19 protein-coding genes are annotated in these 21,409 nt (G+C 64.3%); 4 read left to right on the top strand and 15 right to left on the bottom strand.

Annotation, left to right across the window (positions count from 1 at the left end; all coding sequences use genetic code 11):
• Positions 1-32: 32 nt before the first annotated feature.
• The 4 genes from OO258_RS21070 to OO258_RS21055 all read right to left on the bottom strand — a co-directional run bounded on the left by OO258_RS21070 (position 33) and on the right by OO258_RS21055 (position 5,153).
• On the bottom strand, positions 33-1,484 hold the full coding sequence (locus tag OO258_RS21070; protein WP_266032301.1) for an efflux transporter outer membrane subunit: 1,452 nt from the start codon (positions 1,482-1,484) through the stop codon (positions 33-35).
• Complete coding sequence (locus tag OO258_RS21065; protein ID WP_266032300.1) at positions 1,481-2,542, bottom strand: HlyD family secretion protein; 1,062 nt, start codon at positions 2,540-2,542, stop codon at positions 1,481-1,483. Before OO258_RS21065 ends, OO258_RS21070 begins: the two co-directional genes overlap by 4 nt.
• Before the next feature lie 28 nt (positions 2,543-2,570).
• Positions 2,571-4,112, bottom strand: a complete 1,542-nt coding sequence (locus tag OO258_RS21060) for an MFS transporter (RefSeq protein WP_266032299.1) — start codon at positions 4,110-4,112, stop codon at positions 2,571-2,573.
• Between the two features lie 135 nt (positions 4,113-4,247).
• A complete protein-coding gene (locus tag OO258_RS21055; protein WP_110742552.1) occupies positions 4,248-5,153 on the bottom strand; it encodes a LysR family transcriptional regulator in 906 nt (301 codons plus the stop codon).
• Between the two features lie 244 nt (positions 5,154-5,397).
• On the opposite strand from OO258_RS21055, the gene OO258_RS21050 reads away from it, so the two are divergent.
• Positions 5,398-5,844 carry a universal stress protein gene (locus tag OO258_RS21050; RefSeq protein WP_266032298.1) on the top strand — a complete coding sequence of 149 codons (447 nt, stop codon included), beginning with the start codon at positions 5,398-5,400 and terminating at the stop codon, positions 5,842-5,844.
• Positions 5,845-5,876: 32 nt separating this feature from the next.
• Here OO258_RS21050 and OO258_RS21045 read toward each other — a convergent pair whose 3' ends face one another.
• From OO258_RS21045 to OO258_RS21030, 4 genes are read right to left on the bottom strand one after another with little or no spacing between them, the layout of a single operon-like run.
• Positions 5,877-6,737, bottom strand: coding sequence for an HlyD family secretion protein (locus OO258_RS21045; RefSeq protein ID WP_266032297.1), 861 nt, complete (start codon positions 6,735-6,737; stop codon positions 5,877-5,879).
• A gap of 10 nt (positions 6,738-6,747) precedes the next feature.
• Positions 6,748-6,948, bottom strand: coding sequence for a DUF1656 domain-containing protein (locus OO258_RS21040; RefSeq protein WP_009685040.1), 201 nt, complete (start codon positions 6,946-6,948; stop codon positions 6,748-6,750).
• Positions 6,949-6,952: 4 nt separating this feature from the next.
• Positions 6,953-9,130 (bottom strand): FUSC family protein, encoded by a 2,178-nt coding sequence (locus OO258_RS21035; protein ID WP_266032296.1) that lies wholly within the window; start codon positions 9,128-9,130, stop codon positions 6,953-6,955.
• Positions 9,127-10,656: an efflux transporter outer membrane subunit gene (locus OO258_RS21030; protein ID WP_266032295.1), complete on the bottom strand. Its 1,530-nt coding sequence runs from the start codon at positions 10,654-10,656 to the stop codon at positions 9,127-9,129. Before OO258_RS21030 ends, OO258_RS21035 begins: the two co-directional genes overlap by 4 nt.
• Positions 10,657-10,847: 191 nt before the next feature.
• Here OO258_RS21030 and OO258_RS21025 point away from each other — a divergent pair, with 191 nt between their 5' ends.
• Positions 10,848-11,795, top strand: a complete 948-nt coding sequence (locus tag OO258_RS21025; protein WP_266032294.1) for a LysR family transcriptional regulator — start codon at positions 10,848-10,850, stop codon at positions 11,793-11,795.
• A 180-nt stretch (positions 11,796-11,975) separates the two neighbouring features.
• Complete coding sequence (locus OO258_RS21020; protein WP_266032293.1) at positions 11,976-12,950, top strand: 2-hydroxyacid dehydrogenase; 975 nt, start codon at positions 11,976-11,978, stop codon at positions 12,948-12,950.
• 67 nt (positions 12,951-13,017) lie between these two features.
• On the opposite strand, the gene OO258_RS21015 is transcribed toward OO258_RS21020, so the two are convergent.
• Positions 13,018-13,920, bottom strand: coding sequence for a DMT family transporter (locus OO258_RS21015; RefSeq protein WP_266032292.1), 903 nt, complete (start codon positions 13,918-13,920; stop codon positions 13,018-13,020).
• 159 nt (positions 13,921-14,079) lie between these two features.
• On the opposite strand from OO258_RS21015, the gene OO258_RS21010 reads away from it, so the two are divergent.
• Complete coding sequence (locus OO258_RS21010) at positions 14,080-14,955, top strand: helix-turn-helix domain-containing protein (protein WP_266032291.1); 876 nt, start codon at positions 14,080-14,082, stop codon at positions 14,953-14,955.
• A gap of 29 nt (positions 14,956-14,984) precedes the next feature.
• On the opposite strand, the gene OO258_RS21005 is transcribed toward OO258_RS21010, so the two are convergent.
• From OO258_RS21005 to OO258_RS20980, 6 genes are all read right to left on the bottom strand, one after another.
• Positions 14,985-17,375, bottom strand: a complete 2,391-nt coding sequence (locus OO258_RS21005; protein ID WP_266032290.1) for a TonB-dependent siderophore receptor — start codon at positions 17,373-17,375, stop codon at positions 14,985-14,987.
• A gap of 162 nt (positions 17,376-17,537) precedes the next feature.
• Complete coding sequence (locus OO258_RS21000; protein ID WP_266032289.1) at positions 17,538-18,521, bottom strand: FecR family protein; 984 nt, start codon at positions 18,519-18,521, stop codon at positions 17,538-17,540.
• Positions 18,518-19,093 (bottom strand): RNA polymerase sigma factor, encoded by a 576-nt coding sequence (locus OO258_RS20995; RefSeq protein ID WP_266032288.1) that lies wholly within the window; start codon positions 19,091-19,093, stop codon positions 18,518-18,520. Before OO258_RS20995 ends, OO258_RS21000 begins: the two co-directional genes overlap by 4 nt.
• A gap of 4 nt (positions 19,094-19,097) precedes the next feature.
• Complete coding sequence (locus OO258_RS20990) at positions 19,098-19,424, bottom strand: DUF3325 domain-containing protein (protein ID WP_266032287.1); 327 nt, start codon at positions 19,422-19,424, stop codon at positions 19,098-19,100.
• Positions 19,424-21,001: a PepSY-associated TM helix domain-containing protein gene (locus tag OO258_RS20985; RefSeq protein WP_266032286.1), complete on the bottom strand. Its 1,578-nt coding sequence runs from the start codon at positions 20,999-21,001 to the stop codon at positions 19,424-19,426. The genes OO258_RS20990 and OO258_RS20985 overlap by 1 nt, the downstream gene beginning before the upstream one ends.
• Positions 20,998-21,303 carry a DUF3649 domain-containing protein gene (locus OO258_RS20980; protein ID WP_266032285.1) on the bottom strand — a complete coding sequence of 102 codons (306 nt, stop codon included), beginning with the start codon at positions 21,301-21,303 and terminating at the stop codon, positions 20,998-21,000. The genes OO258_RS20985 and OO258_RS20980 overlap by 4 nt, the downstream gene beginning before the upstream one ends.
• Positions 21,304-21,409 lie beyond the last annotated feature (106 nt).

Raw genomic sequence — 21,409 nt, 5'->3', positions numbered from 1 at the left:
CAGGACAATTGCCGGGGGAACGGCCCCCGCTCTCATGCTTTCTTTGCCAACGGTTCGTCGAACGCCTGCCAGCCACCACCCAAGGCCTTGTACAAGCCCACCAGCGCCTGCGACACCGCCGCCGAGCTGTCGATCCACTGCTCCTCGCTGGCCAGCAAGGCACTTTGCACCGTCAGCACATTGAGAAAGTCCACCGCCCCTTCCACATATTGGCGTTGGGCGGTTTCCAGGGCGATGCGGTTCTGCCGCACTGCCTCGGCAAGGTGATCACGGCGCAACTGACTGGCGTTGTACAGGCGTAGCACATCGTCGATTTCATGCCAGGCACCCAGCACTACCTTGCGGTAGTTCAGCGCGGCTTCCTGCTGTTGCGCCTCGCGCAATTCCAGGGTGCCCTTGAGCCGGCCGCCTTCGAAGATTGGCAGCGACAACTGCGGGCCGAAGGCAAACCGGCGCGAATCCCAGCCGCCGAAATCCGACAGCTGCATGGCCTGGAAACCGACACTGCCCGACAAACGGATGCTCGGGTAGAAGTCGGCCTCAGCCACGCCAATGCTGGCAGTAGCCGCATGCAGGCGGGCCTCGGCCTGGCGGATGTCCGGGCGCCGCTCAGCCAGCTCGGACGGCAAGCCGATGGCGAACGTCTGCTGCGGCGCGGGCAACTCACCCTCCTTCAACAATTCAGCCTGCAGGCTGCGCGGCGGCTCGGCGGCGAGCAGGCTCAGCGCGTTGATCAGGTCATCGCGGCGGGCTTCCAGGCTGGGCAGGCGCGACTCGATCGAGGCAACCTGGGCGCTGGCCTGAGCCACATCAAGCCGGGTGGCGACACCTTCGGCCTGCCGGTCTTGCGACAGCTTCAGGCTGTGCCGGGCGACCTGGAGGTTATCCTGAGTCACATCGATGGTGTGCTGCACGGCGCGCAGCTGGATGTAATTGCCGGCGGTTTCCGACAGCAATGCCAGCAGCACACCGCGACGGTCGTTCTCTGCCACTTCGACGGTGGCATCGGCAGCCTCTACCTGGCGCCGCACCCGCCCCCACAGGTCGAGCTCCCAACCGGCCACCAAGTCACCCTGCCACAGGTTGTAGGCCTCTTTGCCGGCCTTGCCGGAGGGGTCGCTCAGGCCTTCGGCACTGTTGCGGGCACGGCTGTAGCCAGCGTTCGCATCCACCGACGGCACTTCATCAGCGGCGACCGTGCTGCGCAGGGCTCGGCTTTGCAGCAACCGGGCGCTGGCTATCTGCAAGTCGAGGTTGCGTTCGGCAACGCGCTGGATCAAGGCGCTCAGCTGTGCATCGTGGAAGGTTTCCCACCAGCGCAGTTCCAGCGGCTCGGCCTGCGGCTGGCTGGCCGCTGCCTTGCCTTGCAGCGGCGCCCACTGGTGCGGGGCCTGGGTGTCGGGGCGCAGAAAGTCCGGGCCCATGGTGCAGCCGGCCATGAGTGCGGCCAGCAGCAGCGGGCTCAAGTGCAAGGCCGGTTTCATCGTGCACTCACCTCTTTACCGTCCAGCTTGTCGCCACGTGTGTCGATGGTCGCTTCCACCGACATGCCCACACGCAGGCGACTGAGCAGCGGCTGGCCATCATCGAAGACGATTTTCACCGGAATACGCTGAACCACCTTGGTGAAATTGCCGGTGGCGTTGTCTGGCTTGACTGCTGCGAACGTCACGCCGGTAGCGGGAGCGATGCTTTCCACATGGCCTTGCAGCTTCTCACCGGAGAAGGTGTCGACGCTGATGCTCACCGGCTGGCCCGGCTGCACATGGGTCAACTGGGTTTCCTGGAAGTTGCCGACCACGTAAGCCTGCTGCAAGGGCACTACCGACAGCAGCCGAGCGCCCGGGTTGACGTAGGCACCGACACGCAGGGCGCGCTCGCCGACCATGCCGTCCACCGGCGCGGTGATGCGTGTATAGGACAGGTCGAGCTGGGCTTTCTCCACGCCCGCTTCGGCACGCTTGAGCTGGCCATCGGCACTCGCAACCTGGGCCGTGAGGATGTCCACCTGCTTGCGCGCCGCCACCAGCGCCGCCTGGGCATTGGCCAGGCGGGCGCGTGCTTGGTCGACGCCACTGCGTGCCTGCTGGGCATTCTGCACGGTACCGGCGCCCTGCTCGGCCAGGCGGCTGTAGCGGTTGACTTCGTGGTCGGCGAACGCCGCTTCAGCCTGGGCCGCCTTCACCGCCGCTTCCGCCTGGGCAATCAGTGAAGCCTGGCGTTCAAGGGTGGCGCGGGCGTCGGCGCTTTGCGCCTGGGCCACCAGCAACTGCGCCTGGGCGGCATCCAGCGCGGCCTGGTAGTCGCGGGCATCAATGGTCGCCAGCAACTGGCCGGCCGTGACCTGCTGGTTGTCTTCCACCAGCACTTCCTTGACGAAGCCAGCGACCTTCGGCGCGACCACGGTGTAGTCCGCGATGACATAGGCATCGTTGGTGCTCTGGCGGTGGTCGCTGCCGAGCATCCAGGGGCCGACGATGCCAGCCAGGACGGCCACGGCCAGCACCGAGCCGATGAACAGGGTTTTGCGGTTGTTGGTCATTTCAGCGGTTCTCGAATTCATCCAGGGTTCAGGCCACCGCGCGCGGCGGATACACCCGGGTAGGCACGAAAGGGATCAGGCAGATCAGGGCCACGGCAATGCAGGCCAGGATCAGGTAGAGGTCAGCGGAGGTCAGCACCAGCGCCTGCTCGTGGATGCGCTTGGCCAGCCCAGCGGCGTTATCATCGAGCTGCGGGGCGTTGCCCAGGCTGTCCACCAGGTGGTTGGAATGGAAGTGCCGGCGCAGGGTGCCCAGGGCGTCCAGCAGGCCACCGGCGATCACCGCGGCCAGGCCCTTGACGGTGTTGAACCAGCTGGAGGCAAACGGGCCTTCCTGCGGGGTCATGCCGTTGGTAGACAACATCAGCAGCGGCAGCACCGCCATCGGCTGGCCAAATACCTGCAGCAGGTAGAACGGGTAGAAATCGCCACGGATCCACTCGCTGGTCAGCAGGCTGCTGCCTACGCACGACGCCGCCAGCATCGCCAGGCCCATGCCCAGTACCCAGCGGCAATCGACTGCGCGAATGTTGCACAGCGCAGCCGTGAGTGGCAGGGCAATCAGCTGCGGCATGGCCACCAGCATCATCAACGGGCTGGTCTGCGCCGGGCGATAACCCTGGATCTGCGCCAGGTAGGCCGACGGGATGCTGCCCACGCCTGACAGCACGATCAGCACGCCTCCCAGGGTCACCAAGGCGAAACTCAGGTTGCGCCGCGACAGCATGCGCAGCTGGAAGAACGGCAGCGGCTCGGACCATTCATTGAACATGAACAGCACCAGCAACAGCAGGCCACCCCCGAGCAGCCAACAGATCAGCGGCGAGTCGAACCACCCCCAGCGATCGCCCAGTGACAGGCCCAGCACGATGCTACTGATGGCCGGCAGGCCGAGCACCACGCCCCGCCAGTCAAACTGCTTGAAACGCTCCAGGCGCAGCGGGTCCTGCGGCAGGCCCCAGGCGACACAGAAAATGGCCAGCGCCGAGGGCAGGATGATCTGCCAGAACGCCCACTGCCAGCCCACGTACTCGGTCCACAGCCCGGCCAGTGGCGTGCCGAGGTTGGGGCCAAAGGTGGCGGTCAGGGCGTAACAGGCCAGCCCGTACACCTTGATGCCCGGCGGCAGGAAGCGCAGGGCCACGCTCATCAGCATCGGCGGCAAGGCGCCCGAAGCGAAGCCTTGCAATATGCGCAGCAGCATCAGGCTGTGCAGGTTGGGGGCGAACGGTTGCAGCAGGCCGAGCACGGCGAACAGGCCGATGGCGCTGATCGTGAAGCGTCGCAGCGAAAAGGTGGTGGCTAGCCAGGGCGCGAAGGCCATGGCCGACACCGAGGCAGCGCTGTACACCGCCAGCAGCCAGGCGCCTTCGTCGGCACCGATACCCATGGCCCCGCGAATATCGGCCAGAGAAATCTTGGTCACCGACTCGTTGAGACCCGCGCACAACACAGCCAGCAGTACGCCGAACAGCCCGACCACTACCTGCAGGCCAAATGCCGTCTGCGCAGGTGCAGCCGGCCCGGGGGCGGCAGCAATGGCGGCGGACGGGGCGGACAGGGAACTCATGGGCAGACAACTCCAGCAACAAATTAGCGACTGGAGCAAGTCTAAGAAGGTCGAATGCTTACGAAAACTGACTTGTTGGCAGGTTTATATTGCGTCAAACGCAATCGGGGTGCGAACCGGTGACTGTCGCACGTTTCAAGGGTCGATCCTGCCGCACGCTTTCAACGTCTGCCGCAGCCAGCGATGGGCCGGGTCGTTGTCGAACCGCGGGTGCCAGGCCTGCATGACGTTCACCTTTTCCAATGGGACGGGGATCTCGAAGGACCTCAATGGCAGTTTCAGCCGGTTCACACTGTTCAGGATATTGGCGGGTATCGGCAAGATAAGATCCGAGTCCGGTAGCGAAAACATGGCTGAGTGAAAACTCGTGGTAATCAGCGCCACCCGGCGCTCCACCTTGTGATTGGCCAGCGCTACGTCGATAGGCCCATTGGCACGGCCACGTCGGGAGACACTGATTTGCGGGTAGGCGGCGAAGCGCTCAGGGGTGATCTCGTCATCGAAAACCGGATGCCCTTCACGCGCCAGGCCTACGAAATAGGTATTGAACAGGCTCTGAACCTTGATTTCGGGGCCCAGTTCAACGGCTGAACTGATGATCAAGTCGATTTGCCCATTGCGCAGCACTGCATCATCGTCGCCGCTGCCCTCCGGTACAAAACGCAGCACCGTACGCGGTGCCTGGGCCAGCATCATGCGTAGCAACTGAGCGCCATACAGGGCGATGAACAGGTCATTGGTGCGGATATTGAAGGCACGGTCAAGGTTCGCAAGGTCGACATCGTCGCGACTGCGAAAGACCTGCCCGGCCTGCTCCACCAGGCCATGCACCTGCTCGCGCAGGGCCAGTGCCCGCGGCGTCGGCACCAGGCCACGGCCGGCCCGCACCAGAATCGGGTCACCCAGTGCTTCGCGGATACGCCCAAGGGTCCGGCTCATGGCTGCCGGGCTCAGGTTCATGCGCTGTGCCGCGCCAACCACACTGCCCTCGTCGAGCAAGGCATCAAGGGCGACGAGCAGGTTCATGTCCGGGAGTTGCATGGCCGTTTTCCGTTACAGCTGTGGGAAACGCGATGGTAGCAGGTTGGTGGATTGCATCAGACGCAATGCGCTCTTGCGTGCTGGGGCATTTATTCGGGGTGCGGGATGGGCCATAAGTGATGCAGTGGCTGTACGGGCCCTTTCGCGGGGCAAGCCCGCTCCCACCACCCTGCTGTGGGAGCGGGCTTGCCCCGCGAAAGGGCCCGTACAGCCAACCAACTCGCCAGCCTCAATAAGGAACCACATGCCCAGCCCCGTCTTGATTGCCATCGATGCCTCCCCTGCCGCTACCGCCCTGCTCAACCTCGCCCGCCGTTACTGCCGCCCCGGTGAACACGAACTGCACGTGCTGCTGGCCATCGATTCCACCTTCGCCGTGCATGAGCAACCGGCGCCCTACACCGCCGAGGAACTGGAGGAATACCCCGCCGCCTGCGAGGAACAGCAGCATGCCGACCACGCCGTAGCCGAGGCCGTGCGCGAGTTGCAGCAAGCCGGTTTCACCAGCCAGGGCTGCATGGTGGCCGGCCAGCCGGTTGAAGCCATTGTGGCCAAGGCGCAGGAACTGAACTGCGAACTGATCATCATGGGCCACCGCCACCTGTCGCGGTTGGGGCGGTTGCTGGACCCATCGATCAGCGCGAAGGTCATTGACCGTGTCGAGGTGCCGGTGTTGGTCGGGGTGGCGTGAACCGCTGATCAGTCAGGCCCGAATACCAGCGTTCATCCCTCGCTCGGCTTCACCACTACCGTACAAGTCGTCCCCGCCGCCAACAAGAACCCTTCCGGCACTTCATCGATGTGAATGCGCACCGGCACCCGCTGTGCCAGGCGTACCCAGTTGAAGGTCGGGTTCACGTCGGCGATCAGCTCGCGGCTCTGTGGGTTGTCGCGGTCGTAGATGCCGCGGGCGATGCTCTCCACATGGCCCTTGATGCGCTCACCGCTCATCATCTGCAGCTCGGCCTGGTCGCCTACCTTTACGTGAGGCAACTTGGTTTCCTCAAAGAAGCCGTACACCCAGAACGAGTTCTCGTCGACCACCGCCATGACCGCTTCACCCGTGCGCGCGTAGTCGCCCTTGTGGATATTCAGGTTGGTCACGTAGCCGTCCACCGTGGCCACGATGTGGGTGCGCTTGAGGTTCAGCTCGGCCGCAGCCAATTCGGCCAGGGCCTGCTGGTAGTCAGCCTGGGCGGCGTTGGCGATGTTACTGGCGTCGTCGCGGTTTTCCCTGGAAATCACCAGGTTGTCCATGTCGGCACGGCGCTTGGCGTTGACCTTGCGCATTTCCCAGGTGGCCTTGCGCGAGGCGACCAGCGCCTTGGCCTGGTCGACCGCCAGCTGGTAGTGCTCGGGATCGATCTGGATCAGCAGGTCGCCCTTCTTCACCCGCTGGTTGTCTTTCACCGGCACCTCCACCACGTAGCCTGGCACATCGGCAGCGACATTGATGATATCGGCGCGCACGCGGCCGTCACGGGTCCACGGGGTAGTCATATAGTGCAGCCACAACTGGCGACCGATGGCCACGGCAGCGATCAGCACCAGCAGGGTGGCGATCAGGCTGAAGAACTTTTTCATCGAGGGTTTCTCACCAGTAGACAGTAAGCGCCATGGCGCCGAACAAGCAGACGAACAGGCTCAGGCGCAGCAACGCCGGGTGCCAGAAGAAGCGGTAGCCATCATGACTGGCGATGAACCGGTCCAGGCCCCAGGCCAAGCCCAAGGCGAACAGGAACATCAAGGTCATGGTGGGCATGTACACGCCATGGAAGGCGATTTCACGGGGCATGCTTTCACGGAGCATCGTGCAATCCTTTCGCCGGTACCAGCGGCGACTGTGGGTCCAGCAGGGAAGAACGAATGAAGTGCAGGTAGCTTTGCGCCCGGCGCAGCACCGAGGTATCAAAATGCCGGGCGAATGGCTCGTCGGTGGCCTGCACGCGGGCAATCGCATGGTCCACCGCTACCAGCGCGCGCTCGTGGTTGCTGGCACTGGGCTGCAGGAACAGCCGCGCCAGGGCGCGGCCCATCACGCGAATGGCCTGGCGCCAGGGCTGCGACTCGGCGTAGGCCGGGTGCACCGGTGCGCGGGCCTGCTCCTTGCGCAGCTCGATGACCGCGTGGCCGATTTCCAGCACCGTGAACATCCATCCCATCAGCTGGCTCTGCACCTGCGGCTTGCCGGCCGCCAGGCCATAGGCCTGGTGCAGCAGGTCGCGGGTGCGGCTTTCGAAAGCCGTGCCGATGCCGCGCAGGCGGCCGCTGATGGCGAACAGCACCTGTTCGCGCAGCTCCTGTTCCAGACGGCTCCACAACCAGCGGCTGTTGGGCGGCAGAATGATTGCCCCGGCGGCGGCACAGACGAACATGCCAATGACCATGCCGATGTAGTCGTTGATGAAGCTGTACGGGTCATACACGGTAAGGTTGTTGGGTACCGAGCCAATGGCGAAGAACACCAGCAGGCCGATGCCGTAACCGGCATAGGCGGGGCGCGACGACAGGAATGCCCCAAGCACGAACACGGGTGCCAGTACCATGCACAGCAACGGGAAGCCATCGATCCAAGGGAAGACGAAAAAGGTTTCGAAGAAGCCGACGAAGGCCCCGATCGCCGTGCCGCAAGCCATCTGGAAGGACATGCGCTTGGGGTTCGGCGAGGCCGCCGACAGGCCCACGGTAACCGTGGCGATCAAGGTCATCATGGCACCGCTTGGCCAGTCACTGAGTAGCCAGTAGCTGCCCAGCAGCAACAGTACCGCCGAGGCGCGCACACCAGCGGCGGCCGAAACCAGCCAGCTGGTCTGCGCCACGTAGGGCTCGTCCCACTGCTCTCGCTCGTGCTTGTGCGCGGCCAGCGAGGCGTGGGTTTCGGCGTAGCTGAACATCTCGTCCACGAAGCGGTACAACAGCTCGAACGCGGTGTGGAAATCGAGCTGGTCGGATTCGCTGGGCTCGGTCGCCAGGTACTCGGCCCGCAGGCCACGCACCTGGGCCTGCAGGCCTTCCTTGTAGGCCGCCAGCTCCAGGGTCAGGCGCAGCGCATCGGCGTCAGTCAACGCCCGGCCTACATAGGGCTGCAGCAACTCCACAAGGGTGTTCAGGCCCGGTTCGATGGCACTGACGATCTGCAGCGGGCCACGGGCACGCAGGCGCTCCAGCAAGCGGTGCAAGGCATTGAAGCGGGTGGTGATGGCCATGAACTCGCTGTTCATGCGCACCAGCCGGCCACTGCGACGGCGCATGTGCGGGTCTTCGAAAGCGGTGACGTTGCGCAGGCTCTCAAGGCCCACGGCCTCTGCCACGAAGCGCACGTTGCTGCTCTCGAAGCGGTCCTTTTGACTGTCGCCACGCAGGGCCTCCACCACCACCCCGGCAAATACGCCAAAGCGCTGGTAAAGGGCGTTGCGCATGGCAGCACTGGCCGACTGCGGCAGAATCGCGGCACTGACGAAGGTCGACACCAGGATGCCCAGGGCAATTTCCAGCACCCGCCATACTGCGGCCATGAACGCCTGGTCAGGGTGCTGCAATACCGGCAGGCCGATCATCGCCGCGGTGTAGCCGGCCAGCACGAAGCCATAGGCGCGGAAAGTGCGGTAGCGCATGGCACCGGCCGAGCACAGCCCTACCCACAGCGCCAGGCTAGGCAGGAACAGCTCGGTGTTCTGCGGAAAGATGGCGATCAGCGCCACCATCATCGCCGAGCCGGCCAGCGTGCCGAGCACCCGATAGAAGCTCTTGGCGAACACGTGCCCGCTTTGCGGCTGCATCACGATGAACACGGTGATCATCGCCGTACGCGGTTGCGGCAACTCAAGCCGCATGGCCAGCCACAGAGTGATGAACGCGGCGGCCAGGACTTTGAAGATGTAGACCCAGGTCACGCCGTCGGTGCGCGCCCAGGCAAAAAAGCCCCGACGCCATTCCAGGCTTCGCAGCCAGCGCACGGGCAGACTGGAACTACTCATTCGGCGTTATCCGGCTTCTTGTCGAAAATGGCCAGGGTCGCCGGGGTTTTCGGCGCAGCCTGGCGTTGTTCCTCGGGCACATCCTGGCCAGCCTGCAGGCCCCCGCCCAGGGCGGTGACCAACTCGGCATGGGCGACCAGGCGGGCGGCCTGCACCTGCTGCTGCACCTGCTGCTGGCGGAACAGCAAGGTTTGCGCATTGAGCACGTTGAGGTAGTCGGTAAGGCCGCGCTGGAAGGCGATCATCGCGATGTCGTAGGTTTTCTGCGCAGCGGCGACCGACTCGGCGGCAAAGTGCGACTGCTCTTTCATCGACTCGCGGCGGATCAACTGGTCGGAGATGTCTTTCAGCGCACCGACCACAGTCTGGTTGTAGCGCGCCACGGCCACGTCATAGCCGGCGGAGGCCACGCCCAACTGCGAGCGCAGACGGCCACCGTCGAAGACCGGCAGGCTGATGGCCGGGCCGACGTTGTAGTTGAACTTGCGCCCGGTGAGGAACTCCAGCGGCCCACCGCCGGTGGCCATGAAGCCCAGGCTGCCGACCAGGTCCACGTTGGGGAAAAAGCCGGCGTGGGCGACGTCGATACCCCGCGCCTGCGCGGCCACCTGCCAGCGGCTGGCAACCACGTCGGGGCGCTGGCCAACCAACTCGGCTGGCAGGCTCGACGGCAGGTTCAGCGGCGCAGCCAGGGCCAGGGTCGGGCGCTGCAACTGGGCGCCTTCGCCCGGGCCCTTGCCTGCCAGTGCCGCCAGCTGGTTGCGGGTCAGGGCAATCTCTTCGTTCAGGCTATCGAGCTGGCGGTGGGTTTCCGGCAGCGGCGCTTCGGCCTGGCTGACTTCGAAATGGGTGCCGATGCCGGCATCCAGCCGGCGCTTGGCCAAGGCCAGGATCTGTTCCTGCTGCTCCAGCTCGGCTCTGACGATATCGCGCTGGGCAAAATGCAGGCTCAACTGGATGTAGGCACGCACCACATTGTTCTGCAGTTCCAGTTGCGCCTGGCGGGCTTCGGCCACGCTCATGTGCGCCTGGTCCACGGCCTGCTCGCTGGCATTGCGTTCACGGCCCCACAAGTCGAGGGCGTAGCTGAAGCCGATGGCAGCATTGTTGTCCCAGGTGTTGGCACCGGACAGCGCGCCAGGGCCATAGAACTGGTCTTCCGGCCAGTTGTGGCGCTTGAGCGTGGCCTGGCCGTTGCCCTGAAGCTTTTCCGCCGACTCGACCACACCGGCCATGGCCTTGGCTTCGCGCACCCGCGCCGCGGCCATGGCCAGGCTCGGGCTGCCGGCCACGGCCAGGGCAATCCAGCGGTCCAGCTGCGGGTCGCCATAGGCGTGCCACCACTGCTGGTCAGGCCAGTGGGCGTCGGTGGCGGCTTCGCGAATGGCCGCGTCTGTGGACAAGGTAATGGCTTGCAGCGTCTTGCTTTGCGGGGCAATGCCCCAGGTTCCGATACAGCCGCTCAAGGTGAGGGCTAGGGCACAGGCACTGAACGCATTGAGCGTTCTGATGATGCGACGCGGCACAGCTGCGATTTCCCGAGGATGAGGTAAAGGGGCCGGGCAATTCTAGGGGGCAGCAGCACTGGCGATAAGCGCAGATTCCTGCGAATCTTTGTTACCAAAACAGCGATAATCCGCCTTTGGTCGAAGACAACTTTTCATCTTTTTTACGTTACTTCGTGACACAATTTTGTCCTCTACATCGAGAGTGACCCATGGACACCCTGCAAAACATGCGCGCTTTCAGTTGCGTAGCCCAATTAGGCAGCTTTACCGCCGCTGCGGCGCAACTGGATACGACCACCGCGAACGTGTCGCGGGCGGTATCCAACCTGGAAGCCCATCTGCAAACAAGGCTGCTCAACCGTACCACCCGCCGCATTGCGCTGACCGAGGCCGGCAAGCGCTACCTGATGCGTTGCGAACAGATTCTGACCTATGTCGAAGAAGCCGAAGCCGAGGCCAGCGACGCCCATGCGCGCCCGGCCGGGCAGTTGAAGGTGCATTCGATGACCGGGGTCGGCCAGCACTTCGTGGTCGATGCCATCGCCCGCTACCGCGAATCTCACCCTGACGTCACCTTCGACCTGACCATGGCCAACCGTGTGCCCGACCTGCTCGACGAGGGCTATGACGTGTCGATCGTGCTGGCCACCGAACTGCCCGATTCGGGGTTCGTTTCGCAGCGCCTGGGCATTACCTACAGCATCGTCTGCGCATCACCGGCCTACATTGCCCGCCACGGGGTGGCGCACAAGCCTGCAGACCTGCTGAAACATGCCTGCCTGCGCATGGTCAGCCCGGTGATCCCGCTGGAGAAGTGGCTGTTCGACGGCCCGGAAGGCCAGGAGATGGTCAACATCACCAGCTCGCCGTTCATGGTCAACACCGCCGACGCCATGAAGACCGCGATCCGCAGTGGCATGGGCGTGGGCGTGCTGCCGATCTATTCGGCCATCGACGGCCTGCGTGACGGTAGCCTGGTGCGCGTGCTGCCCGAATACCGCCTGCAAGAGCTGAACCTGTACGCCATCTACCCGTCGCGGCAGTACCTGGATGCCAAGATCAAGACCTGGGTCGAGTACCTGCGCAACTCGCTGCCGGAGATTCTTGCCGCGCATGAGGCGGACCTGAAAACCCATCAGGTGATGATCGCCAACTAAAAAGCTGCTGCATTGCGGGGCTGGACAATGGTAGGTTGCTAACCATTGTCGGCCCATTCGCGGACCTGCCCGCGCCCACAGGTACAGCGCTGCCCCTCAAGGCCTGCACAAAACCTGTGGGTGCGGGTTTACCCGCGAAGAATCCACCCTTGTCCCACCGCCTTGCAGAGAAGTTGCCCGATGAAAAAGACCGTCCTGGCCTTCAGCCGTATCACCCCGGCCATGGCCGAGCGCCTGCAGCAAGACTTCAACGTGATCATGCCCAACCCCAAGCTGGGCGACATCAACGCCCAGTTCAATGAAGCCCTGCCTGAAGCCCACGGCCTGATCGGCGTTGGCCGCAAGCTGGGCCGCGCCCAGCTCGAGGGCGCTGCCAAGCTGGAGGTGGTGTCCAGCGTGTCGGTCGGTTATGACAACTACGACCTGGATTACTTCAACGAGCGCGGCATTGCCCTGACCAACACGCCGGACGTGCTCACCGAAAGCACGGCCGACCTGGGCTTCTCGCTGGTCATGGGCTGCGCCCGCCGCACCGCCGAGCTGGATGCCTGGACCAAGGCCGGCAACTGGCAGGCTACCGTGGCCCCGGCCCACTTCGGCAGCGACGTGCATGGCAAGACCCTGGGCATCGTCGGCATGGGCAACATCGGTGCAGCCGTGGCACGCCGTGGGCGCTTCGGCTTCAACATGCCGATCCTGTACAGCGGCAACAACCGCAAGCCCGCGCTGGAGCAAGAGCTGGGCGCGCAGTTCCGCAGCCTGGAGCAACTGCTGGCCGAAGCCGACTTCGTGGTCATCGTGGTGCCGTTGTCCGATGCCACCCGCAAGCTGATCAGCACTCGCGAGTTGAAGCTGATGAAGCCGAGCGCGTTCCTGATCAACATCGCCCGTGGGCCGGTGGTGGATGAAGCTGCGCTGATCGAAGCGTTGCAGAATGGCACCATTCGCGGAGCAGGCCTGGACGTGTACGAGAAAGAACCACTGACCGACTCGCCGTTGTTCAAACTGCCCAATGCCCTGACCTTGCCGCACATTGGTTCGGCCACTGCCGAAACCCGTGCGGCCATGGCCAACCGGGCGATGGATAACCTGCGTGCGGCGTTGCTGGGTGAGCGGCCGCGAGACTTGGTGAACCCGCAGGTGTGGAAAGGCTGACCGTTCTGGAGTGCCTGTGCTGGCCGCTTCGCGGGCAAACCCGCGAAAGGGCCGGCGCGAGCATCAGCTATTTGGCTACCATAACCCCCTCAGCCACCCTGGCCCGGGGCTTGCGAAACACCAGCACATTCCCCGCCATCACCGCCACCAAGCCGAGCAAGGCCGGCGCCGTCCATTGGTAACCCTCGGCCACCGCCGACACGTTCAACGCCACCAACGGGAACAGCACGGTGCAGTACGCTGCCCGCTCCGGCCCCATGCGCCCGACCAGGGTCAGGTAGGCGGTGAAGGCAATCACCGACCCTGGCACCACCAGATACAACAGCGAGCCGACATACCGCGCATTCCACTCCATGCTGAACGGCACGCCGCTGACTACGCAGAACAGCCCTAGCATGAGCGCCCCGTAGACCATGCCCCAGGCGTTGGTGGTCATGGGCCTGAGCCCGGCCTTCTGCTGCATGCTCGACAGCATGTTGCCGGCCGAGAAGCACAGCGTACCGAGCAGGGCCAAGCCAAGGCCGTACAACGTCTCACGGCTTGCTGCGTGGTGTGACAGTTCGGGCCAGAACAATAGGCCCAGGCCGAGCAACCCCAGGGCGCCACCCCCCAGCACATTGCCAGCGATCTTCTGGCCAAAGAATATCCGCGCGTTCAGGGCGTTCCACAGGGTGGCGGTAGAGAACACTACGGCAATCAGCCCGCTGGCGATCCACTGGCTGGCGCTGAGGAAGCAGATGAAATTGACGCAGAACAGGCACAGGCCCTGGGCCAGGCAGATCTGGTGGCCGCGCTTGGTCATTGGCTGCAGGCGGCGGGTGAGCAGCAGGAAGGCGAACAGGATCAGGCCGGCCAGGGCGAAGCGGTAGACGATCGAAACGGGAATGGCGACCACCCCCAGTTGGAGTTTCAGGGCGATCCAGGTGGTGCCCCAGATCAAAACAGTGAGCAAATAGAGTGACAGGTTCATCGTTACGGATCCTCAGGCGATCGAGGGTACGGCCCTCGCCAGTGCAATCAGTGTTCGCCCTGCCCGACACCTTGCGCTTGCACAAACTTGCGCATTTCTCCCCCAGGTGGCTGTGCGCCAGCCCACGGCGCAGTAGGATGGCCCTCAGAGGAACTGCTCATGACCCCATTCACCCAGTTGCAAGTGTTCAACGCCATGCATGCCTCGCCCCACGCCCGCCTGGAGCTGAGCGCGCAGCTGGGCGACGGGCTGGCGGCGGCGTTGTGGAACAACCGTGACGATGCCCGCGACTATCAGGCGCCTAGCCATCACACCTTGTCGTGCTACATCGCCGACGGCACTGGCACTTTCCGGCGCCAGCGGCCAGCCGACAAAGGCGCACCCGACAAGCTGTGCATCATGCCGGCCGGCCATGAGTCGAACTGGGTGGTGAACGGCGCCATTCGCCTGGCCCACCTGTACGTCAGCGAGGCGCAATTTGCCCTGGGCTGCGTGCGCCTGCTCGACCGTGAACCGCGTGAACTGCAGCTACAGGAAGCGACCTTTCTCGATGACCCACAGCAGGCCGGGCGCTTTCGCCAGCTGATCAGCCTGGACTGGGACGAGCCCGGCGAGCGCTTGCTGGCCAGCACCCTGGCGCACGAAATCGTCGACCATGCGCTGCTCAGCCAAGTGGGGCTGCGCCACGGCCTGCGCCTGAAAGGCGGGCTGGCGCCTAACCTGCGCCGGCAACTGGTCGACTACATCGAAGCGCACCTGGACCAGCCCGTTACCCTGGGCGAGCTGGCGTTGCGATGCAACCTGTCCGAATACCATTTTGCGCGCATGTTCCGCGCAAGTTTCGGGCTGCCGCCGCACCAGTACCTGCTGGCCCGGCGACTGCACCGCGCTTGCCAGCTGTTGCGACTGGGGGTGATGCCGCTGGGGGAAATTGCCCTGTTGTGCGGGTTTGCCAGTGCCAGCCATTTCAGCAACCGGTTTCGCCAAGCCCTGGGGGCCACACCTGGCGAATACCGCAAGGCCTTTTTCAGCTGAAACCGGGGCCGCTCGGCGGCCCCATTGACCTAGAACTCGAAGGTGCTCGACAAACTGACCTGCCGCGCATCGCCAATCGCCACAAAGTACTGGTTCACCGCCGAGCTGTAATACACCTTGTCGAACAGGTTCTTCACGTTCAATTGCAGGCGCACGTTATGTTCGTCGAGTTGGGTCTCGTAGGTGGCGAATGCATCGGCAACGGTATAGCTCGGCAGGTCGAAGGTGTTGGTCGCGTTACCCGAACGTTCGCCCACATAGCGGGCGCCGGCACCGAAGCGCAGCCGGTCACCCCCGAACAGGCTGCCAAAGTCATACACCGCCGACAGCGAGCCGCTGTGCCGGGCCACGTTCTGCAGGCGATTGCCCTCAAGATCAGGATCCTTGGTTACCTTGGCATCGGTCAGTGCATAGCTGCCGATCAGGCTCCAGCGCTCGCTGAGCTGGCCGGTCACGTCGAGTTCCACACCGCGTGAACTGACTTCACCCGCATTGCTGTAGACCGTCTCGCGGGTGATGGCGTCAAAGTTCGAGACCAGTACATTGCGCTTGGTGATATCGAACAAGGCCAGGGTGCCTGTGATGCGGCCTGGCATGTCGAACTTGGCGCCCAGCTCCCACGACTTGCCCTCCTCAGGTGCCACCGAGGAGTCGAGCACGACATTGCCGGTCAGCGGCGCGATGGTCGAGTTGGGCTTGAACGACTCGCTGTAGCTGCCATAGAACGAGAGCTGGTCGTCGACTTTGTAAACGATACCGGCGTGGGGTACCCAGGCCTGGCCACTGATGTCGGTATTGGCCTTGAACGGGCGACCGCGGCCAGCGTACTGGTCGTACTGCTGGAAACGCGCACCTGCTACAAGGATCCAGTGCTCATCGAGGTGCAGCGCGTCCTGCACGAACAGCGCATCGGTGCGTAGCTTGTCGGTCTGGTCGCTGTCGCTGGCTCGTACGTTGGAGCCCTCCACTTCCTGTCCGTAGACCGGGTCCAGATAACTGAACGTGGACTGTGGTGTCTGGCGAATCAGGTCACCGCGAAAGATCTTGCGGTCTTCATGGTCGATGCCGAACAGCAGGTCATGCTGCATCCCCGCCAGCTCGACATTACCATTGAGACTCAGGGTCACGAACTGGTCACGGCTCATGGCGTTGTGGGTGCCGTCGATGCTGCGTGTCAGCGTGCCTTGGGTTTCGTTGACGCCGGTCACGCGAACCTGGCTGGCATCGTAAGTCTCGCGGTTGAAGCTGTAGCCGAAGTGCAGCTTCCAGTCATCGGCCAACTGGTGGTCGACCTCCAGGCGGTACAGGTCGGAGCGCCCTTCCATGTCGTTGAAAGGCTCGTCCAGGCGCCGCGTGGCTGGGATGTCCAGCGGATGGCCGTTTGCGCCGAACGCCGTGCCGCGGTCAAACGGGTATAGGAATTCACGGTGCTCGTAGGCCAGCACAACCTGGGTATCCTCGCCCAGCCAGGCCAGCGACGGCGCCACCAGCGATTCGCGGTGCACGCCGTAGTTGCGCCAGTAATCCTCGTCTTCATGGTCGACGATAAGCCGGTAGGCGAAGTCGCTGTCGCCCAGCGCGCCCGTACTGTCGAACCCGCCGCCACTGCCGTTCTTGCCACTGCCGTAGGTCGAACCCCGCACGGTCAGGGCGTTGTACTGCTCAAGTTGCGGGCGCTTGCTGACCACGTTGATGACCCCGCCCGGGTCCTGGATGCCGTACAGCAGGGAGGCCGGCCCCTTGAGCACTTCGACCCGTTCGGTACTGGCATTGAGGCTGCGGCCCTGCACGATGGGCATCCCGTCACGCATGATCGAGCCGTCGCGGTTGTCGCCAAAGCCGCGCTTCATCACGGTATCGGACGTGCCGCCGAAGTTGTTGCCCTGGGTGATGCCGCTCACGTTGGCCAGGGCGTCATCGAGGTTACGCGGGGCCTGGTCGCGGATGACCTGGGCCGGGACCACGTTGATTGCCTGGGGGATGTCCTGATTCGGGCCCTGGCCGCGCATGATCGAGGCCGTTGCCGGGGGTTGGTAGCTGTCGATGTCCAGTTGCGAGGTAACGGTGGTGGCCTGCAGATTGAGGGCGCCAGAGGTATCCACCGCCTCCAGGGTCAGGGTGCGCGCGTCCAGGCGACGCCAGGCCAGCCCACTGCCAACCAGCAGTTGTTGCAGCGCTTGTTCGGCGCTGTAGCTGCCGTTCAGCGCCGGGGCCTGCACAGCGGGCAATTCGACGGTGTAGACCACGCTCTGGCCCACGCGGCGGCTGAAGGCGTTGAGGGCCTGGGCCAGTGGCTGGGCCGGCTGGTCGAATGCGTAGGCCTGCTGTTGCTCGACAGCGCTCGCCAAAGGAGCGACGACGATGGCCGGGAGCATGGCAAGGCCGAACCAGAGGGGGACGCAACGCGGGGAGAACTTCATGGACGCTGACCTGTGAGAGGGTTATGACTGCGAATGAATCGCACTTCCACTCATTACACGGATGCCACGTCCTGTTACCTCACCCGTTATCTGAAAATATTTTTTCTGGGCCCGCCTCTGCAGGAGCCGCCTGGTGCTCCGCAAGGGCCACCGCGCCGGTAATCACTGAACCAAGGTGAGTCGCCCCAGCACCGTCTGCCGCGAAAAACCCATCACCTTGCCCAGTGAATCCAGCGCCAGCAGTGGCTCGGCCACCGGGAAACTGCCGCTGACCTTGCGCTTGGCCAATTCATCATCCAGCAGCAGGATGCGCCCCGGGTAATAACGCCCCAGGTCCTCGACCACCTGCGCCAACGGTACCTGGTAGTAATTCAACCAACCCTGGCGCCAGGCCAGGCGGTTGTCGCTGTCCACTTGCTGGGTGTCGCCCAGTTTTCCCGCGGCATAAGCCACCTGCTGGTTAGCCGTCAGCTCGCGCGCCACCGCGTCCCCCATTGGGCTGACCGCCACACGCCCGCTGCGCACCGTCACCTGGGCACCCTCGTCTTGCTCCCGCACCTCGAATTGAGTACCCAGCACCCGCACCTCCCCCCCGCCAGATTCGACCAGGAACGGCTCACCGGTATGGCTTACCTGGAAAAACGCGGCGCCATGCAACAGCCGCACGCGGCGCTCGCCGTGTGCGAAATCGATCGCTATCGCGCTGTCCGCATCCAGCGTCACCTGTGACTGGTCAGCGAGGGTCACCTGGCGAATCTGCCCGCCTGTGGTGTAGTCGGCCTGCAAGTCCTGCAGCCAGTAAGCGGGGTGCCAGCCACCCGCAACGCTCACAGCCAGTACCAGGCAGGCCGCCACAGCCAGCGCCGCGACCCGTTGCCGCCATGGGCGCCTGGCTGCTGGTCTGGCCATGGCATCAAGGTAGCGTTGCAGGGTTTCATGCTCTTCATCAGCCAAGCGTGCCGCCGGAGCAACACTCTGCTGCCATAGCGCCTGGGCCTGGTCATAGGCGGCACGGTGGCCAGGGTCGGCCAGCAACCAGCGCTTGAACGCCGCCCCCTCGGCTTGCCCAGGCTGCTCGTTGATGCGGCTGAGCCAGTGCAGGGCCGCCTGCGACTGCGCCTCGGTGATCGGCGGTAAACGGCTCATCGATGGGCACTCCCTGGCCGGCGTGGGGTGGACGGGGGCTCGGCGATACTCGCCTTGCACGCTTCGAGCGCGCGCATCATATGCTTTTCCACTGCGCTCTGGGACAGTTGCATGGCCTTGGCTATCTCGCCGTACTTGCAGCCGTGGACACGGTTCAGCAGGAAAATCTGCCGAGTACGCTCGGGCAAGGCACGCAAGGCGGCCTCGATACGCTGCAAATCATGGTCAACTTCTACGGCCTGATCCGGGGCAAGGGCCATGGCCGCTTCATCCACCGGCAACGCCGCTTCGGCCACGCGCTCGCGGCTGCCCTCGCTGCGCAGGTGGTCAATGGCCAGGTTGCCGGCGCAGCGCAGCAGGTAGGTATCCAGCGCCTCGACCTTGACCTCGGGGCGGCGCCAGAAACGCAGGAACAGCTCCTGGACCAGGTCCGATGCCGTGGCGCGACAGCCAACCCGGCGGCTGACCAGCGCTTCCATGCGCGCACGCTGGGCCTGGAATACCTGGACGAAACGGGCACGCCCGCCAGCACTGTCGGCGTCGGGCTCGATGATATCCCTCTGGTCGCTCACGGGGTCACACGGCAAACACGGCCAGCAGCGGGCCCAGCACCGCGCTGGCGGCGGCCAGGCCCAGCAGCAGGCGCGGCTGGTACGGCAGGCCGAACACCCAAAGGGTCACCCCGGCCATGATGACCGCCGCCCACTCCACCAGGCCATGGGCCCAGCCCCGCAGGTGCACGCTGAGCACCAGCGACAGCGCCAGCAGCAACCAACCGGTCACGCGTAACAGGCGCAACTGCCTGGGCCGCGGCTTGCGCCCGAGCAGGTCTTTGAAGTGCTTTTCCATGGCCAGGCACAGGGCGACGAAACCTGCAAAGGCGATCAGTGCGTTACCCAGCATCAGCTTGCCTGCACCGGTTCAGCCGCCGTTTTTTCTGCCGCACGCGGCGCGCGCCTGGCCATAGGCTTGGGGCTGCGTAGCATCTTGCCGGCCAGCCAGGCCAGGAACAGCCCGGTGCCCAGCGCCGTCAGGTCAAAACCGGCCATGGACCAATCACCCGCGGGCAGCGACTGATTCAGACCGCGGCCGGTGGTCAGGCCATTGAGCAGCGGCAGCAAGGTAAAGGCGAACGCGCCCAGTGCCAGTTGCTCGCCCCAGGCTCGGCGCCCGCTGCGCAGCACGGCATGCACCAGTGACAGGCCCCAGGCCATGAAGAAGACATTGACCTCCCAGTCGGCGCGGCCTTCAACGCCGGTCGGGATTAGCCGGTTGGCCCAGAAGAAGCCCGCCACAGCCAGCAGCAGGCCACTCATGCTGGCGATATTGAGCACCTCGACCAGGCGCAGCTCCCCTGGCATGTGCGCGTTTTTGGCATGCTTGAGCTGGCGCTTGCCCAGCCACATTACCAGGCCGGTGCCGATCACCGCAGTACCGGAAACACCAAAGAAAAAGTACAGCCAGCGCAGCCAGGGCCCGGCGAAGTTGCCCATGTGCAGCCCGGCGAAGCTGAAGGCAGTCATCATCGCCCCGCTCTCTGGCTTGCCCTGGCTGAGCAGCGCGCCGTTGGCGCCATCGAATGTCCAGTTGGCGCTGCGCCGGTAGGCCACGTGGTCAGCGGCCGACTGGCTGAAGGTGACGCGGGCATTGCTGTCGCCCGGGTTCTGCACCTGGATGCTACCGATCCGCGCGCCTGGCTGCAGTTCCTGCACCTTGGCGTACAGGCTTGGCAGCGCCACCAGCGGCGTGGCTACCTGGGCTGCCTTGGGCGCATCGTCACGGCCGAACAGGTCGTTGAAGTATTTGTCAGTGTCATTGCCATAGCTGGCCATGATGCCCGCTGGCATCACCATGTACATGAACAACACCAGGCTGCTGTAGCTGATCATCAGGTGGAATGGCAGCACCAGCACCCCTATGGCGTTGTGCCCATCCAGCCAGGAGCGCTGGCCCTTGCCGGGCCGGAAGGTGAAGAACTCCTTGAAGATCTTCTTGTGGGTGATGATGCCGGTGACCAGCCCCAGCAGCATGATGAACGCGCAGAAAGTCGATAGCCAGCGACCGAACGGGTACGGCATCTGTAACTGGAAATGGAAGCGGTAGAAGAACTCGCCCCCCCTGCTGTCGCGTGCTTCCACCGGCTGGCCGGTCTGGGTATCGAGGGTCTTGCTGGCGAAGCCGCGCCGCCCGCCATTCGGGTCACGGTAACCCACGGTCAACGCGGCCTCGCGCTCGTTGGGCAGGCGGATGAACCAGTTACTGGAATGCCCGGCATTCTGCTCCAGGTAACGCTGGGCCATCCCCAAGCTACGGGCCGGGTCCAGCGCGTGGCTGCGAACCTCGGGGTGAGACCATTGGGTAATCTCCTCCTTGAAGTACGACAGCGTGCCGGTGAGGAAAATGGCGAACAGCAGCCAACCGAAGATCAGGCCGGTCCAGGTGTGCAGCCAGGCCATGGCCTGGCGGAAGCCTTCTTTCATGGGTTTTTCATCCAGTAGGCAACGGCGCTGATCATGCCCAGCAACAGGCTTGGCGCCAGCACGCCAAGCCAGGCCCGCCAGGCGCTGCGGCAGGCAAAGCACCAGATGAATGCCAGCAGGTAGAAGACGAACGAAAGCAACAGGCCAGTGAGCGTGGCATCGACCTTGGGCAACGGTGCCACAAGGGCGATGCAGGCGCTGGCCATGGACGCCAGCAGGTAGCCACCCAGCAGCGCAGCCAGGCTGCGTGAGGTCACGGCCAGGCGGTAGCTGAGCGGAAGGCCGGCAGTGTTGCGCGTCATGGCGAAGGTCCGGGCGTGTTCGGGATTGCAATACTAATGATTTCAATTCTCATAAGCAAAGCTACATCGTATGGGTGCACGCCAGCGGTCTTGCAAGGGGGATGTG

This window comes from Pseudomonas sp. DCB_BI (genome assembly GCF_026240995.1).
In the GTDB taxonomy this organism is placed as follows: domain Bacteria; phylum Pseudomonadota; class Gammaproteobacteria; order Pseudomonadales; family Pseudomonadaceae; genus Aquipseudomonas.
This window is presented reverse-complemented; position numbering and strand designations above follow the sequence as displayed.